Source organism: Leptothoe sp. EHU-05/26/07-4, from assembly GCF_043421015.1.
Lineage (GTDB): Bacteria > Cyanobacteriota > Cyanobacteriia > Phormidesmidales > Phormidesmidaceae > Leptothoe > Leptothoe turfae.
In genome coordinates this window covers 178,495-195,810 of record NZ_JAXSQV010000004.1, presented here as the reverse complement: position 1 = coordinate 195,810, position 17,316 = coordinate 178,495, and the positions used below count along the sequence as shown (strand labels likewise).

12 protein-coding genes are annotated in these 17,316 nt (G+C 48.8%); 4 read left to right on the top strand and 8 right to left on the bottom strand.

From position 1 onward, the window contains the following. Positions 1 to 6: 6 nt before the first annotated feature. The 5 genes from fusA to U2F10_RS13930 form a co-directional block, all read right to left on the bottom strand. Complete coding sequence (gene fusA / locus U2F10_RS13950; RefSeq protein WP_163661815.1) at positions 7 to 2,082, bottom strand: elongation factor G; 2,076 nt, start codon at positions 2,080 to 2,082, stop codon at positions 7 to 9. 80 nt (positions 2,083 to 2,162) lie between these two features. Further along, complete coding sequence (gene rpsG / locus U2F10_RS13945; RefSeq protein ID WP_163661816.1) at positions 2,163 to 2,633, bottom strand: 30S ribosomal protein S7; 471 nt, start codon at positions 2,631 to 2,633, stop codon at positions 2,163 to 2,165. 162 nt (positions 2,634 to 2,795) lie between these two features. Beyond that, on the bottom strand, positions 2,796 to 3,170 hold the full coding sequence (gene rpsL / locus U2F10_RS13940) for a 30S ribosomal protein S12 (RefSeq protein ID WP_006515834.1): 375 nt from the start codon (positions 3,168 to 3,170) through the stop codon (positions 2,796 to 2,798). A 274-nt stretch (positions 3,171 to 3,444) separates the two neighbouring features. Further along, positions 3,445 to 3,870: a phosphomannose isomerase type II C-terminal cupin domain gene (locus U2F10_RS13935; RefSeq protein ID WP_163661818.1), complete on the bottom strand. Its 426-nt coding sequence runs from the start codon at positions 3,868 to 3,870 to the stop codon at positions 3,445 to 3,447. Positions 3,871 to 4,286: 416 nt separating this feature from the next. Continuing rightward, positions 4,287 to 6,125, bottom strand: a complete 1,839-nt coding sequence (locus U2F10_RS13930; protein ID WP_499059339.1) for a phosphodiester glycosidase family protein — start codon at positions 6,123 to 6,125, stop codon at positions 4,287 to 4,289. 741 nt (positions 6,126 to 6,866) lie between these two features. Between U2F10_RS13930 and gltB the strand changes: the two genes are divergently transcribed. The 3 genes from gltB (at position 6,867) to gap (ending at position 13,514) form a co-directional block, all read left to right on the top strand. Beyond that, on the top strand, positions 6,867 to 11,513 hold the full coding sequence (gene gltB, locus U2F10_RS13925; RefSeq protein WP_499872460.1) for a glutamate synthase large subunit: 4,647 nt from the start codon (positions 6,867 to 6,869) through the stop codon (positions 11,511 to 11,513). A 141-nt stretch (positions 11,514 to 11,654) separates the two neighbouring features. After that, positions 11,655 to 12,254 (top strand): DUF1802 family protein, encoded by a 600-nt coding sequence (locus tag U2F10_RS13920; RefSeq protein ID WP_499059344.1) that lies wholly within the window; start codon positions 11,655 to 11,657, stop codon positions 12,252 to 12,254. Positions 12,255 to 12,449: 195 nt separating this feature from the next. After that, entirely contained in the window at positions 12,450 to 13,514 is a 1,065-nt protein-coding gene (gene gap / locus U2F10_RS13915; protein ID WP_163661826.1) for a type I glyceraldehyde-3-phosphate dehydrogenase, read from the top strand. Between the two features lie 87 nt (positions 13,515 to 13,601). On the opposite strand, the gene psb32 is transcribed toward gap, so the two are convergent. The 3 genes from psb32 to purN form a co-directional block, all read right to left on the bottom strand. Further along, on the bottom strand, positions 13,602 to 14,312 hold the full coding sequence (gene psb32 / locus U2F10_RS13910) for a photosystem II repair protein Psb32 (RefSeq protein ID WP_250565608.1): 711 nt from the start codon (positions 14,310 to 14,312) through the stop codon (positions 13,602 to 13,604). 97 nt (positions 14,313 to 14,409) lie between these two features. After that, complete coding sequence (locus U2F10_RS13905; RefSeq protein ID WP_163661828.1) at positions 14,410 to 14,628, bottom strand: hypothetical protein; 219 nt, start codon at positions 14,626 to 14,628, stop codon at positions 14,410 to 14,412. Between the two features lie 140 nt (positions 14,629 to 14,768). Beyond that, the gene (gene purN, locus U2F10_RS13900; RefSeq protein ID WP_499872458.1) at positions 14,769 to 15,431 is read right to left on the bottom strand and encodes a phosphoribosylglycinamide formyltransferase; all 663 of its coding nucleotides are present in this window, start codon (positions 15,429 to 15,431) and stop codon (positions 14,769 to 14,771) included. A 189-nt stretch (positions 15,432 to 15,620) separates the two neighbouring features. Between purN and U2F10_RS13895 the strand changes: the two genes are divergently transcribed. Beyond that, on the top strand, positions 15,621 to 17,303 hold the full coding sequence (locus tag U2F10_RS13895) for an ATP-binding protein (RefSeq protein ID WP_499867362.1): 1,683 nt from the start codon (positions 15,621 to 15,623) through the stop codon (positions 17,301 to 17,303). The last annotated feature ends 13 nt before the right edge of the window (positions 17,304 to 17,316 follow it).

Here is a 17,316-nt window from a genome sequence, read left to right as displayed (position 1 = left end):
ACTAACTTATGCGTTCCCTTTGTTTCTAGCGATAACCGCATCAGCCACGTTGCGCGGAACTTCCGCATAGTGGCTAAACTCCATAGAGAATATGCCTCGACCCTGAGTCTTTGAACGAATGTCAGTGGCATAGCCAAACATTTCAGCCAAAGGTACGTTTGCACTTACCTTGGCAAGTCCGCTCTCAGACCCCATACCCTCAATCTGGCCTCGACGAGAGTTAAGGTCTCCCATAATGTCACCGAGAAACTCATCAGGAGCTTCAACTTCGATTTTCATCATAGGTTCCAGTAATACTGGAGAAGCCTTCGTGACTGCATCCTGAATAGCCATCGATCCAGCGATCTTAAAGGCCATTTCAGACGAGTCCACATCGTGGTAAGAACCATCAACCAGTGTGACTTTAAGGTCGATCACGGGATACCCAGCTAGAATACCAGATTCGCACTTTTCTTTCATGCCAGCTTCAGCAGGGCCAATGTATTCCTTGGGCACCGTACCACCAACAATCTTAGATTCGAACTTGAATCCGGAGCCTTCTTCCCCTGGTTCAACATCAATCACTACATGACCAAACTGGCCCTTACCTCCACTTTGACGCACAAACTTACCTTCAGTGGTAACCGCCTTGCGAATAGTTTCACGATAGGCAACCTGGGGTGCGCCAATGTTTGCTTCTACCTTGAATTCTCGCTTCATACGATCCACGAGAATATCCAGGTGAAGCTCCCCCATTCCTGCAATCACTGTCTGATTCGTCTCAGGGTCTGTAAACACCCTGAATGTGGGATCTTCCTCAGACAGCGACTGTAAAGCTTTAGCCAGCTTTTCCATATCTTGCTTGGTTTTAGGTTCCACAGCAACGGATATGACGGGTTCCGGCACGAATAAGGACTCTAACACAATCGGGTTATCAGTGGTACAGATTGTGTCACCGGTAGTGGTGTCCTTGAGGCCTAATACAGCACCAAGATCGCCAGCTCGTAGTTCCCCAACTTCGATACGTTCGTCCGCCTTAAGGACAATTAAGCGAGAAACTCGCTCTTTTTTATCCTTAGTGGCGTTATAAACGTAGCTACCTTTAGTCAAAACACCAGAGTACATTCGAATAAATGTCAGTCGCCCATAGGGATCTGACATAATTTTGAATGCTAAAGCAGAGAGTGGACCATCATCCTCAGGTGGTCTTTCACCCATTTCCCCATTAGGCAATGTTCCTTGGATAGGCGGTATATCCAAAGGAGAGGGTAAATAGTTAACCACTGCATCTAACAGAAGCTGAACACCCTTATTTTTAAATGCTGAACCACAGAGCATGGGGACCAAGCCACCACTAGTCACCCCTGTACGCACCGCATTAGTAATTTCTTGAGCGGTTAATGCCTCCCCCTCAAGATATCTTTCCATAAGAGCATCATCAGTTTCAGCGATCGCCTCAATGAGTAGTGTCCGGTACTCCTCTGCCTGTTCCCGAAGCTCTTCAGGAATATCAACCTCCTCAATGTCTGTACCTAAATCATTGGCATAGATGTGAGCCCGCATCTTTACCAAATCCACGACGCCGCGAAATTTATCCTCAGCACCGATGGGAATCTGAATAGGAACTGCATTAGCCTTAAGACGTTCGCAAACTTGTTCGTAAACTCGAAAAAAATCAGCCCCGGTACGGTCCATCTTGTTGACAAACGCAATTCGAGGAACGTTATAACGATCAGCTTGACGCCAAACAGTTTCTGACTGAGGCTGCACCCCACCTACTGAATCAAAAACAACGATGACACCATCAAGAACACGCATTGAGCGCTCTACTTCAATAGTGAAATCCACGTGACCGGGTGTATCAATGATGTTTATCTGGTGGTCGCGCCAGCTAGTACTAATAGCAGCAGCAGTAATCGTGATACCCCGTTCCTGCTCTTGCTCCATCCAGTCAGTAACAGCATTACCGTCGTGAACCTCTCCAATCTTATGGACAACACCAGAGTAAAAGAGGATACGTTCAGTTGTCGTGGTTTTACCCGCATCAACGTGAGCGGCAATCCCAATATTTCTAACTTTTTCTAAGGGAGAGGTGCGTGCCATGGCAATAACCTTCAAACAACATAGCTGAAGAAAGTCGTATCGTTACGCTTAGGCCAAGTAGGCCAAGCTTGACTCAAAAATCAATAACGATAGTGGGCAAAAGCTTTATTGGCTTCTGCCATTCGATGAGTCTCTTCACGCTTACGAACAGCACCACCTGTTTCATTGGCCGCATCCATAAGTTCATTCGCAAGCTTAATAGCCATACTCTTACCAGCGCGCTGACGAGCAAACTGAGAAATCCAACGCAAAGATAGAGCAGTGCCTCGATCGGCGCGCACTTCCATAGGAACTTGGTAAGTAGCACCACCTACACGTCGCGCCTTCACCTCGACCAAGGGAGTGGTGTTACGTACGGCCTGCTCGAAAACCTCTAAAGGTTCATTTCCAGTACGTTCTTCAATGATTTTAAAGGCTCCGTAAACAATACGGAGTGCCAGGGATTTCTTACCGCTCACCATGATGCGTCGAACCATCATGCTGACCAGTCGGCTGCTATATACAGAATCAGGTGGAACAACGCGCTTCTGAGCGCTCGAACGACGAGACATATTAATCCTTTAATAGACTATGAGTTGAGTGCTAAGAGTTGAACAGCTTCAACAATAGCTAGCTAGAGAGTCTGTGGCGGATACACTAGCAAACGCACTGCAACTACACGAAAGCCTAGGGCCACACCTGCCCACCTCCCGTAGTGCGCTGCCGCAGAACCGTTACTCCTTAGGACGCTTAGCGCCATATTTGGAACGACCTTGACGGCGATCCTTCACCCCAGCAGTATCCAGGGTGCCGCGGATAATGTGGTAACGAACACCAGGAAGATCCTTAACACGCCCGCCGCGAATCATGACAACGGAGTGCTCCTGCAAATTGTGTCCAATACCTGGAATGTAGGCAGTCACTTCAAAACCAGACGTTAGTCGAACTCTAGCTACCTTACGCAACGCAGAATTAGGCTTCTTAGGCGTTGTGGTGTAGACACGAGTACAAACTCCACGACGCTGAGGGCAACTCTTCAGCGCTGGGGATTTGGTCTTTTTCTGAGCGTTACTGCGCTCACTCCGAATGAGCTGTTGAATAGTTGGCATACTGAGAAAGGCAAATGCCTATTGCTTCCAAGTTTTCACAAGACCCCATCGTATCGATTTCGAGGCTTTATTGTCAATCTTTATTCTGATTACTTTTGAGGGAAAGCTGAGTCGAATCTGGACTTGTTTGGACGCAGCTCTGAATATTGAGCAGATAGAGTGAAGGGCAGTCCAAACCGATACAGCAAGCCCAGGTAGGATTTGTCTGCCTGGGCCTGCTGTATAAAGATTAGATATCTGTGTTGTCAGCTGCCATTAATGGCTCAAACTGAATTTACTTGCTGTCTGTGCGAGCATAGTCATCCTGAAAACGGATGATGTCATCTTCGCCCAAGTACTCACCATTCTGTACTTCAATAAGTACGAGAGGGATAACGCCTGAATTCTCTAATCGGTGGGCGGTACAAGCAGGTACATAGGTGGACTGATTTGTGCAAAGAAGAATCTCCTGATCGCCACACGTTACTTTGGCGGTACCGGACACCACAATCCAGTGCTCACTACGGTGGTGGTGCATCTGTAAACTCAGACGATGACCAGGCTGAACCTCAATACGTTTGATTTTGTAGCCCTTACCCTCTTCAAGGACGGTGAAAGACCCCCAAGGACGGGTGTCACTGATGGGAGTATCTCTGATAGTGGTCAAGCTCTCTTTATTTTCCTGAGTAGATGATTTAGGACGATCTTGAGTTTGGACCATGGTTATAGTTCCTGTTTGGGAAAGTACAGATACGGATAGTGGCTACGATTTTTAATGGCGGACCCTGTAGAAATTGCCAAGGCCAAAGAAAACTTAGCCTGCCAGTAGCTGAGCAGTAGCAGTAGGCGTAATAACTTCGCTGATACAATCAGCACAAGGTTTGAATACCGGTTTAGTTACCGTAGGTATTAAGGAGCTACAGGGATTTTTTAATGCATCGCTTCCCTAGAGAAATTGGGTTTAGTAAAAAACGCCGCGATCTGTGGTAGCGATTTTGAATAACGTTTTCAATTCAGGTCTCATCATAACAGCGGAAATTGGATAGGCGTCACGAGTGAGGCCACCGAAGCAATTAACTAAACGGAGTCTTCAAGTTACGGAAAATACTTTAAAGGTTGCTTCAATCAGGGGCACTTTTACAGACGATTTTCCACAGGGGAACTAGCAAACACTCCTAAAGCATTATTGATGCGCGCGGCTGTGCGGGGATGTCGATTGAGCAACATCCCGCCTAGATAAAGGCTAGATGAGCTACCACCATCTAAATTAAGTGCATCAGTACATCCCAATTTCTGAACAATCTGAGCAGTTTCTGGCAGCGTAGGACCACGGCCACCCACCCGATCTTGAATAGCGATTAGCTTGATTTGACCAGTCGGAGTAAGGCCAATAATACTGCGGGGGGCTCTACCTTCGATGAAGTTACGGCTAAACGATTCCTGCTGGGCGTTCAAGACTATTTGCCCTCTGGTTATCAGCAAAGGACCCGCCCCTAAAGTGTGGGGCAACTGCTCAAAACTAGAGGGTTGCATTTGTTGTGTTAAGGCGACGGTTGCTCCTGGTGCAAAAGCGGATGCAGCGGAATTAAAAGACCGTAAAACGAGCAGATAACCACCTGGAGGAATGGGCACAGTCTCTTGACCTGCAGATCCCAACGTACGTTGCTGCAGCACTCGCTCATTTTGCACCGTGACAACCACTTCATTATCAACCAGGGTGGTGTATTGAGGCCCCCAATGTTCTGTGTAGCGAGCAATGCCAGCTTTGACATAGCCGCTGTTGAGGTGATCAATAGGATAGGTTTGATTGTTAGCGGTGACGGTGGCCGCTAGAGTTAGGCGACTCATGATGACATTACCTTGGTCATCCCAACCCATGGCCCCACGCCCAAGAATTGGGCCAGAAATCCAGCTGTTATTAAACCGTAATGCCCCTAGTGGCAATTGATTATTTCGATTAAAGAAGCCGCCATTGATTAAGGCTATAGGCTGCCACTGCTCGGCTAAATCTGATGGCGGTTTAATGCCAGCCGCTTGGTCAGGAAACGCCCACAGAGGCAGCAAAGAAAAGTCAGGATGATTGGCGTCTAGACTTAAGGTATACACAGGGAAGCGCTGACTGCCTAAGCTAACGTAACGCTGTTGAAATTGCACGCCATCGGCCCAGAGGATTTCTTTAGATCTGAGAGCATCAGGGCGAATATCAATCACCAGGCGGTTAGGCTCAGCTAAACTCCAGACATGGGGCTTCAGATGGTTGGCCACGGTCAAGGTGAGGGTGGTGCGTTGAGCACTGGAAGTGATGTTGGCACCTTTGAGGCTGTTGGTGGGCGTTAGTTTAAAGGCTGAGATAGCCCCTGTATCCATTGCGGCATCAACGGTCACCGTAATGCTATTGGTTGCCGGGCTTACCTGCCACGAAGCTTCTTTACTTAAATCCAATACCAGACGATCACCCCAGGATTGACGCCCCTGGCGAACCGCCATGATCTGACTCGTTGGCAGGGTTAAGTCTAGAACTGAGCCCTGGGCAGTGACTTGCCACTCATGTTGACGACCCAAGGGGGAAATATCTACATAGCGATGATGTTCGTATCGCCATGCAGGCAAGGTCAGCATGCCTTGATTAGCGCCATTGAACCAAGATACAGGCTGCTCAGATGGGTCGCCTGTACTGCCTAAATCAACACCTAAATGGGTTGCGATCGCACCATCTGCAATGCCAATCAAATCACGTCGCTTTTGCCATGCACCATTCACCAGGCGGCCATTGAGTCGCAACTGTCGACCACTAGCGGTTGGCTCTGTAGCCTTCACCAGTGCCAGTCGCCCTAAGGATGCTGTAACAACATTAGTTACAGCTGGTTGTGAATCTATTTGCGCACCGCCTAGCACAAAGCTACAGACACAAAGCATTAAAACAAGATACTTTAGTGACGATCTGACATGGGGCGACCAAGGACCTTGCACCGACATAGGCAACCAATTCAACGAGGTGAAGCGAATTAATTAGCAGCAGGGCTTTTAAATTACCGACCGCTTTCCAGGCGTTATCAATCCTGAAACTACCCCAAGGGTACTACCTAGAAAGAAGTGGCTATGGACAGTGAAGTCACTTTAAATAACCTTCACATACCAGCACAATTAAAATAGGCTGAGCCAAGACAACTGTAGCTTTCACGGCTCAATCTGGACTTTGGCATACCCATAGCCAGGCACCAAGACCCCACAAATCCCACAAGCACCTCATCTTTCAAAGCCCTTAAAGATTCTTGACGAATCCAAGTGAGGCACTTGATAATAGCGATCCTCAAGAATTTTGAGGACATTTCCCAACGCAGTTCGTCAAGTTCAGTGAAGGATCGCTAAATTTGATTTACTTTTACTATGTAAAGATAGTGTGATCATTGTCACACCGAACGCCCGCTATGGGCGTTTGCAGGCAATGGTCGGCTCATGGGAGATTTCCCACGTAGTGCTGTTGGGAGTATCAGTTTATACACACCGATCCTGTTCAGCGATGTTGACTGGTGTCAATAGCTCGTTTCCTTAGGTGGATTTATTACGGTCTACCAATTTTGTAGAGCGATATATCTTAATCGCCCTTAGTTGCGTATCTGGGAGATTACTTTTCAATCGCTATCAGTAATAACGGCTAGTAATTCTCTGGCAGTTAGATAATCAATCGTTTTTCTATTTTCTTCTTGTGACTGGCCCATGGGTAATAAGCGTGTAGATAATGTGCAAACAAATCAGCAATTTCAAGGCCTGGAGCCTTTGGGGCCTAAATCACTAGTGGAGGAACGAGACGCTTGTGGTGTGGGTTTTATTGCTGATCAGCAAGGCCGTGCTAGTCACCGCTTAGTTACTGATGCGTTGCATGCCCTTAGCTGCATGGAACATCGGGGAGGTTGCTGCGCCGACCATGACTCTGGGGATGGGGCAGGTATTATGACCGCCATCCCTTGGAAAATTTTGCAGTGCTGGGCCGCTGGCCAATCATTAAGGCAGGGCCATGTTGGCGTGGGTATGACATTCTTACCCCGTCATGGTGATGCCGCTGAAATTGCTAAACAAAAGTTTGCTCAGGTAACTAAGGCCGCTGGTATGACCCTGATTGGTTGGCGGCCTGTTCCCGTAGCATCTGAGACATTAGGTGCACTAGCTCGGGAATTTGAGCCTCAGATTGAGCAGGTGGTTGTTGAATCAGAAGCAACTGGTGATGAACTAGAACGCCAGCTTTTTCTATTGCGCCGTGCCTGGCTAAGAGCAATGGAAGCGGTTCAGGGCAGTGACGAGCTGGCAGCGGCCCTCAAAGAAGCCTACATGTGCTCCTTCTCTGGTCGAACTTTGGTCTATAAGGGCATGGTCCGCAGTGATGTGCTTGGACAGTTCTACTTGGATTTGCAAGATAGTGATTATGAAAGCGCATTTGCTGTCTATCACCGTCGCTTTAGCACCAACACCATGCCAAAGTGGCCCTTAGCCCACCCCATGCGTCTATTGGGTCATAACGGTGAAATTAATACGCTGATCGGTAACATCAACTGGATGATGGCCCGAGAGGCTGATTTGGCAAGTTCTGTATGGGGAGACAGCATCCAGCAGTTGAAGCCCATTGTGAATGCTGATAACAGTGACTCGGCCAACTTAGACAACGTCATGGAGCTGCTGGTTCGCTCAGGACGTACGCCAGCCCAAGCCTTGATGATGATGGTGCCTGAAGCCTATCTAAATCAGCCTGAGCTACTGAATTATCCTGAAATCACTGACTTTTATGAATACTACAGTGGTGTGCAGGAGCCCTGGGACGGTCCAGCACTTGTGGTGTTTAGCGATGGCAAGCAAGTGGGTGCCACACTGGACCGCAATGGACTGCGTCCTGCTCGCTACGCCATTACCCGCAGCGGTTACCTGGTTGTCTCGTCCGAAGCAGGCGTCGTTGAGCTACCTACAGAGGAGATCGTTGAAAAGGGACGTTTAGGCCCTGGTCAAATGATCGCTATTGACTTTGAGACCCATGAAATCCTGAAAAACTGGGATATCAAACAGCGGGTGGCTCAAACTCAACCCTATGGAGCATGGCTCCGCAACCATCGTCAAGACATCTCTCCTCAGCTTTTCAGTGAACAGCCATACCTGGAAGGAAAGTCTCTACTGACACAGCAAACCGCCTTCGGCTATACGGCTGAAGACCTGGATATGGTTATTCAGGATATGGCGGCTCAGGGGAAAGAGCCCACTTACTGCATGGGGAACGATGCCCCTTTAGCGGTGCTATCTGAGAAGCCTCATCTGCTGTTCAACTACTTCAAGCAGCGATTTGCCCAGGTGACCAACCCCCCCATCGATCCTCTGCGGGAGCGACTGGTGATGTCGTTACAAATGCAGTTGGGGCAGCGCCATAATCTATTGGATGAACAACCGAGTCAGTTGATGAAGCTGGAATCACCGGTGGTTAACGACAATGAGCTGGCGCTAATTCGCCAGGGTAGTTTGAAAACAGCTAGCATTTCTACGCTTTACACCATTGAAAACGGCCCCCATAGCTTGAGCCAAGCGCTGGAGGCTCTTTGTAATCAAGCCGATACAGCCGTTAAGGCAGGGTCTGAGATTTTAATCCTTAGCGATCGCATCGATGCCCATGGCAACCCAGCCACACTATCCGCCACTCAAACCTACATTCCACCTCTATTAGCCGTAGGTGCCGTACACCACCATCTGATCGGTAACGGCTTGCGGATGAAAGCTTCACTGATAGTGGATACCGCTCAGTGCTGGACCACCCACCACTTTGCTTGCCTAGTGGGCTACGGTGCCAGCGCAGTCTGCCCATACCTGGCACTAGAAAGTGTTCGTCACTGGTGGGCCAACAGCAAAACCCAAAAACTGATGGAAACCGGCAAGCTGCCTGGCACTACATTGAATGGAGCCCAGGCCAACTACCGTAAGGCCGTGGAATCTGGATTGCTGAAGATTCTATCCAAAATGGGCATTTCTTTACTTTCCAGCTATCAAGGTGCGCAAATTTTCGAAGCAATTGGTATTGGCCCTGAACTATTAACAGCAGGCTTTAAGGGCAGTATTTCTCGCCTGGGCGGTCTAACCGTGGCTGAGCTAGCCGAGGAAACCATGCGTTTCCACAGCAAAGCATTCCCCGAGCTCACTGGCAAACGTCTAGAGCACATGGGCTTTGTGCAAGCAAGGCCTAAGGGGGAATATCACAGCAACAGCCCACAGCTCACTAAACTGCTGCACAAGGCAGTGAAGTCTAATCAATATGACCACTATGCTTTGTACCAGGAGCAGCTGAAGGGGAGTCCTGTAGCAGCGCTGAGAGATCTCCTGGACTTCAAGAGTGACCGTGGGTCTATCTCGATGGAGGAGGTGGAACCAGTGGAAGCCATTATGCGCCGCTTCTGCACCGGGGGGATGTCCTTGGGGGCACTGTCTCGGGAAGCCCATGAGACACTTGCGATCGCAATGAACCGCATCGGGGGCAAGTCTAACTCTGGAGAAGGCGGCGAAGACACCGTCCGTTTCCAGCCCATCAACGATGTGGACGATAACGGGCTGTCAGCCACGCTGCCCCACCTGAAGGGCTTAAAGCCGGGTGACACCGCCTGCTCCGCCATCAAACAGGTAGCCTCAGGCCGCTTTGGCGTCACACCTGAGTACCTCATGAGCGCCAAGCAAATCGAAATCAAGATGGCCCAGGGTGCCAAGCCGGGTGAAGGGGGTCAGCTACCCGGTCGTAAGGTGAGCGACTACATTGCTTCACTACGCCGTTCCAAGCCTGGCGTAACGTTGATTTCACCACCACCTCACCACGATATCTACTCGATTGAGGACCTGGCTCAGCTGATCTTCGACCTGCACCAAATCAATCCAACTGCAGGTGTTTCAGTCAAGCTGGTGTCTGAAATTGGCATTGGTACCATTGCAGCCGGTGTGGCCAAGGCCAACGCCGACATTATTCAGGTCTCTGGCCATGATGGAGGTACGGGGGCATCTCCCCTCAGCTCTATTAAGCATGCAGGTGTGCCTTGGGAACTGGGTCTGACCGAAGTCCACCGCGTGTTAATGGAAAACCAGCTGCGTGACCGCGTGCTACTGCGTGTTGACGGGGGCCTTAAAACTGGTTGGGACGTTGTCATGGGTGCCCTGATGGGTGCAGAAGAATATGGCTTTGGCACCATCGCCATGATTGCTGAGGGCTGCATCATGGCCCGAGTTTGCCACACCAATAGCTGCCCCGTTGGAGTCACTACCCAGCGCGAAGAACTGCGTAAGCGCTTTACCGGTGTGCCTGAGCATGTGGTTAACTTTTTCCACTTTGTCGCTGAGGAAGTTCGTTCACTATTGGCGCATTTGGGCTATCGCTCATTGAATGAAATTATTGGTCGGGCGGATCTGCTGACCACTCGCGCTGATGCTAGCCTCACCAAAACCCAGGGCTTGACGCTGAATATCATTACCCAATTGCCGGATACCCGTAGCGATCGCACCTGGCTTGACCATGGTGATGTTCATAGCAATGGTCCCGTATTGGATGACACTCTCCTGGCAAATGCCGAGATTCAGCAAGCCATTACTAACCAGACTGAACTCCACAAAACCTCTGATGTCATCAACACTGATCGCTCTGTCGGTGCCCGCATATCTGGAGCCATTGCCAAAAAATACGGCAATACTGGCTTTGCTGGCACATTGAACCTCACATTCAAAGGCAGCATCGGTCAAAGCTTTGGAGCCTTTAACCTACCGGGGATGAATCTCCGTCTCATCGGCGAAGCCAATGATTATGTCGGCAAAGGGATGCACGGTGGCGAACTGATCATTACGCCCTTCGAAGGCGTCCAGTACGATCCATCGAAAAACGTCATTGTCGGCAACACCTGTCTCTACGGAGCCACTGGCGGTACACTTTATGCCTTTGGTAAAGCTGGTGAGCGATTTGCCGTACGTAACTCTAAAGGTCAGGCTGTGATTGAAGGAGCCGGTGACCACTGCTGTGAATACATGACCGGTGGCGTTGTGGTTTGCCTCGGTAGCGTAGGACGTAATGTCGGTGCCGGTATGACCGGTGGCCTAGGCTACTTTCTCGATGAACAAGGTGATTTCCCCACCAGAGTTAACCCTGAGATTGTCAAGGTACAGCGGGTGATCACCACAGCCGGTGCTCAACAGCTTAAAGAGATGATTACCAATCACGCAGAACGCACCGGCAGTACTAAAGCGGCCCAGATTTTAGCGAATTGGGACAACTATCTACCCAGGTTCTGGCAGGTGGTGCCTCCATCAGAAGCTGATCGTCCTGAAACGCTAGATAGCACAGCAACCGTTGTCACCACAGTTGGTTAAATTAACCGAAATGCTGACATTTACTTGACTTGTCATGATCTCCTCAGCCATCTCCATTCAGTGGGAGATGGCTATGTTTTTGACAGACATCCAGCTAGTCTAGGATGTTACGATTTCAAGCGATTTCGGAGGTGCCCAAAATTGCTTCAACATGCTCTGAAGGAATGGTCTGTAGCAGTGGATGCCCTTGTCCAAGGCCAAACAATTTTGCTGCTGCGCAAGGGAGGCATTCGTGAGGTAGGCAACCATTTTCAAGTACCCCATCAGCGAGTCTGGCTATACCCCACCTATGAACACCAAAAAACGAACTTATTAAAACCCCAATGGGCTACACAAGTAACACCTGTGGCAGCTGGCTGGCATCCAACCCAAGTGACTATTCAAGCTTGGGCCAATATTACCCAGGTGTGGACCGTTAGAAATGAGCAGTCTGTTAACTCGTTGCTGCCATTTCACATTTGGAACGAGCAGTTTGTAACGGAACGTTTTCGCTGGAAACCCAGCCAACCCCTGCACCTGCTGTTAATGCGTGTATATCGATTAACAACACCAGTACAGCTTGACTGGCAGGCTGCCTACGGTGGCTGTCGATCTTGGCTAAACCTAGAAACCCCTAGAGATACCAAACAATCTGTCCCCGTTTTAGATGAGCAGACATGGACGGTAGCCGGACAAAAGATATACCATCAAATCCAGCAATTTGAGACCATCGGGTCCTGGCAAGGCAATGAAATATTTTGAGATGTTTCATTGCAAATGATCTTACTTACGTCATATTTACCTACGTTTTGAAACCATAATTTATATGGAAGTCGATAACTATAAAGGAAAACCGACGATCCCCAGCTTCCCTAGCTAATCAGCCATACAAAGTACAAGCTGCTCGCTTATTGAGGCAGTGATTTTGTACACCATCTATGAGCAATAGGGTTTGTTATGACCGTGCTAAAAGTTGGCATCAATGGGTTTGGCCGTATTGGTCGTTTAATACTGCGAGCCGCTGTCAATAACTCTAATATTGAGTTTGTTGGTATTAACGATTTAGTCTCCCCTGAGAATCTGGCCTATTTACTTAAATATGATTCCACCCATGGTCAGTTCCCAGGCCATGTGGAAGCAAGAGATAACGGCATTGTTGTCAGTGGTAAATTTATCCCCTGTTTTTCCATCGCTAACCCAGCTGAACTGCCCTGGGGCAGCTTGGGTACCGATTATGTGGTTGAAGCGACAGGACGATTTTCAACCTATGACAAAGCCGCCAATCATCTAAAAGCTGGGGCAAAGCGAGTTGTCATTTCAGCTCCCACTAAGAGCCCAGAACAGGTTCCCACGCTATTGGTAGGGGTAAACCATAAGACCTTTAATCCCGAAACCGATCAAATTGTCTCCAATGCTAGCTGCACCACAAACTGTCTAGCGCCTGTAGCCAAAGTGATCCACGAGCATTTTGGCTTCGCTGAAGGTCTGATGACTACAGTGCATGCATCTACAGCGACTCAATCCACCGTGGATAGCCCGAACAAGAAGAGTTTGCGCAGTGGTCGTGGTGCAGCTCAGAACATTATTCCCGCATCCACAGGTGCCGCGAAGGCCGTTACCCTGGTGCTCCCAGAGCTAACAGGTAAACTAACAGGTATGGCTTTACGGGTACCCACGCCTGATGTATCGGTGGTTGATTTGACCGTTCGAACTGAAAAGGCCACTAACTATCGTGAAATCTGCGATGCCATGAAAGCGGCATCTAACAACGGGTTACGTGGGGTCTTAGGCTATACAGAAGATCCCGTTGTTTCAACTGATTTTGTGGGTGATCCGCGCTCTAGCATTTTTGATGCAGGCGCTGGTATTGAACTTAACCCCAATTTCTTCAAGCTGATCACTTGGTACGACAATGAGTGGGGCTACTCCAACCGTGTAGTTGATTTGATGCTGCACATGGCCATCACTGAAGGCCTCCTTCAGGGGGTTACTAGCGATGCTTTAGAAGCAGTTTATGCATAGTTTGAGATAAGAAAAAGCGACCCAAAATTGGGTCGCTTTTTCTTATAAACACTTATTAGCCAGAGGCCACTAAACATTAGCGCAGACTTAACCACCCATAGACTGATACCAGTAATAAGTGGCCATAGGAATGACCGTAGCCAAGATCAGTAGAACCACAACGATCCAAGTTGAGCTGGTGCGATTTTCCTCAGTTTCCTCAGCAGTGGCAAAGGTACCTTCCACATTGATGGTTTCTTCGATCACGGGAGGGCCAGGGTCAGGATCGCCCGTTAATATAGCAGCTAAGCGTACGGTGGCATCACCAAATGCTCGGTTGTAACTGTTGCTTTTAATTAACGGTGCTTTCATTGTTTCCTTCGTGATGCTTTCGGAAATCTCTTCAGGAAGTAAAGCAGCTGTTTCTTCACCGGATTTAATGCCAATGGTATTGGTGACATCATCCAGAACAATCACAGTTTGATTTGCACCTGCTTCTGGAGAAGGAAACCAACGAGCAAAAATTTGCTCAGCAAAACTTTGAGCCGTTTCACCATAGTCCAAACGATGAATGGTGACATAGCGAACCTCTTGACCGGTTTCAGTTGCTAGTTTCTTCAGGTCTTTGTTCAGATTACTTTCGTTAAGCCGAGTGATTTGCTTGGCGTCATCTAAGACCCAGTTGTCGGCATTAGGACTAATGGGCATGTCATAGATCCCGGTAGCACTGGCTGGTGTCGCAATTGATAGATTAATAGCTAACGCGATCGCAACCACAACTATCCAGCGGCAGCGATGAAATATCGAACTCAAGCGCATGATGTTTCAAGAAGCAGCAGTCGAGCAGCCATATAGCGGCCCTAATCACTACTATAGATGACCACATGCCTCTGAGAAAGCTAGTACAGTCTTGGGACTAGCGTTTAGCTGATTGTACTTGTACAGCTACAACACAACCATCTGAGATCGCACTGTCCAAAATTTGTAATTGTCGTTGTTCTACCACTGTCAGACTGGATTTTGAGCGATAACGCTCAACCGCTAAGGCAATACCAGGGGCCAATTCACCATGGGTAAGTGCTGTGCGCACCAAAACTTCTAGATCCTTGCCAACAAATTGAGAGGTGTTGAACATCGTAAAAGCTGGGTGAGTGGGTAACTGTTTATACATTCGCCCTTCTCAGCTCAACTTCCGGATCAAAGGTTATCTAGATCACATGGATTTTCGATTAAAGAGCCACTTAAACAACTGGTTGTCGCACTGCTCAACCTCACTCAACTAGTTTTTGTGAAATGAGCATGGGCTGCTAAGGCTATGGCAGCTGGATAAATCCGATGCTCTTGTACCTGAATACGAGATTGGAGACTTGCTTCAGTGTCACCAGCCAGCACGGGCACAGCTGCTTGCATAATTATGGGACCGCTGTCGACTGCTAGCTCTACATAATGTACTGTACAGCCCGCCAGCTGAACCCCTGCATCTAAGGCCTGCTGTACCGCATGGAGACCCGGAAAACTGGGCAATAAACTGGGATGAATATTGAGCAAACGTCCACTAAAAGCATCAATTAGGTGTTGCGTTACCCGCCGCATCCAGCCTGCCATAATCACCCAGCCGACATCATGTTGGACAAGGGTATTGACAATGGCCTGATCCAGCACTTCGCGAGACGCAAACTCACGATGATTTAGAAGAACCGTAGGGATCGACCATTTAGCCGCTCGCTCCAGAACGTTCGCACCGGGGTTGTTACAAACGACAACATTAACCTTGGCATTGAGTCGTGAGTCCTCAATGGCGTCCATAATGGCCTCAAAATTGCTGCCGTTACCAGATGCTAAAATCCCCAGCTTGAGAGTGGGGTAGCTGAGCGTTTGCCAATCAATGTTAGGACTTAACAAACCAGTGATGGAATAGTCAGTGGGAACAGAACCCATAGCATCAAACAAGAAACAAACTCTAGAATTCTACAGGGGCATAGGCAACGTTCATTTCATTCGCCATAACCTACGTATAATCACTGATTTAACGGAAAAGGGCTGACTTAGCGATACACCGTTAGCTCTTTTCTGAAAAATCGGGGCATAGTTAGGGAACACATCACGTTCACTCATTGCATTGGTGAAATGAGTTTATCTGTCGCTTCAAATGTTGATACCCCAAATTTGCTTGGCGTAATAACCAGCGCCTTAAATGCTGTTGCCGCACCTATCTACGTCAAAAGCCAAGATCATCGATGGTTGTTTGCAAATACGGCCTGTTGCCAGTTGCTGAATGTATCCCTAGAGAGCATTAAAGGTTGCCTGGACCATGACGTGACAGCAGTAGTTGATGCAGATTTGTTGCGATCGCAAGACGCCAGCTTCTTCACCACAGGCACAGTTGCTGAGCAAACGATTTACCTGAATACCTGCCATGGCAAGCACCAGTTTTCAGGGGAGCGTGCCCTCTTACAAACCCCAAATGGTCTAGTCCTTATAAATACCCTCCAAGACATCAGTGAGTTGGTTCAGCTTCGCCACCTTAACACTGACTTACAGCAACAACTCGAAGAACGTGACAGCGCTCTAGATCAACTAACAGAATTTGAGGCCACCTTAAAACGGATTACTGACCGGGTACGGGACAGCCTGGACGAGAAACAAATTTTACAAACAGCCGTACAAGAAATCACGGAAGCCCTCAACGTTAGAGGTTCCAATACCTCTCTGTATGATCTAGAGCAGGGCACCTCCACCATTTATTACGAGTACACCACCCTGCCATCCGACCGGGGGCGCGTCTCCCAAATGGAAGCCTTTCCGGAGGTTTATCATCAGCTGCTCGAAGGCCAATACTTTCAGTTTTGCTCCATTGCCCCTAACCCAGTACGGGGCCTGGTGTCGATGTTAGCCTGCTCAATTTTTGATGACCGGGGTGTCCTCGGCGATCTATGGCTGATTAACGATAAAGAACACGGCTTTAGCGAATATGAAATTCGCCTCGTGCAACAGGTGGCTAACCAATGTGCCATTGCCATTCGCCAGGCACGGCTTTATCAAGAATCCCAATCCCAGGTACGTGAACTAGAGCAAGTCAATAACCTTAAGGATGACTTTCTCAGCACCGTTTCCCACGAGCTGCGCACACCCGTCACCAGTATGCGTGTGGCTCTACAGCTGCTCGGAGTCACCCTCACCCAAGAACTAGGGTTGGAGCATGAACTGACCAACCCCGATGCAAAGCAAGGTCGCATTGCCCGCTACTATCGCATTCTCAAAGAAGAGTGTGAACGGGAAATTAGTTTGATCAACGATTTACTAGACCTACAGCGTTTGGACGTGGGCAACCACGATTTAGCACTACAAACGATCCAAATCAACGAATGGCTCCCTGCTTTGGTCAGTAGTTTTCAAGAACGTGCTGCCAGTCGTCAGCAACAGCTGCAAGTGACCATTGCGGAGAATATTCCCCTATTGAAGTCAGACTTGTCGAGCCTCGATCGCATTTGGGCCGAACTTCTAAACAACGCGTGCAAATATACCCCTCCCGGAGGTGAAATCACACTTTCCGTAGTGCAGATGAAGGACGACATCTTAAAACTTGCCCTCGTAAATACAGGGGTGGAAATTCCCCAGGATGCACTGCCACGTATTTTTGACAAGTTTTATCGGGTGCCTAGCGCCGACCCCTGGAAACAGGGAGGAACCGGATTGGGCCTAGCATTAGTCCAAAAGCTGGTGGAACACATTAACGGAGTTATTACAGTTAGGAGTGAAGATGATCAGACGTGTTTTACGATTGAGTTACCGCTCTCCTTCACACCTTGATGAGAGATAGCAC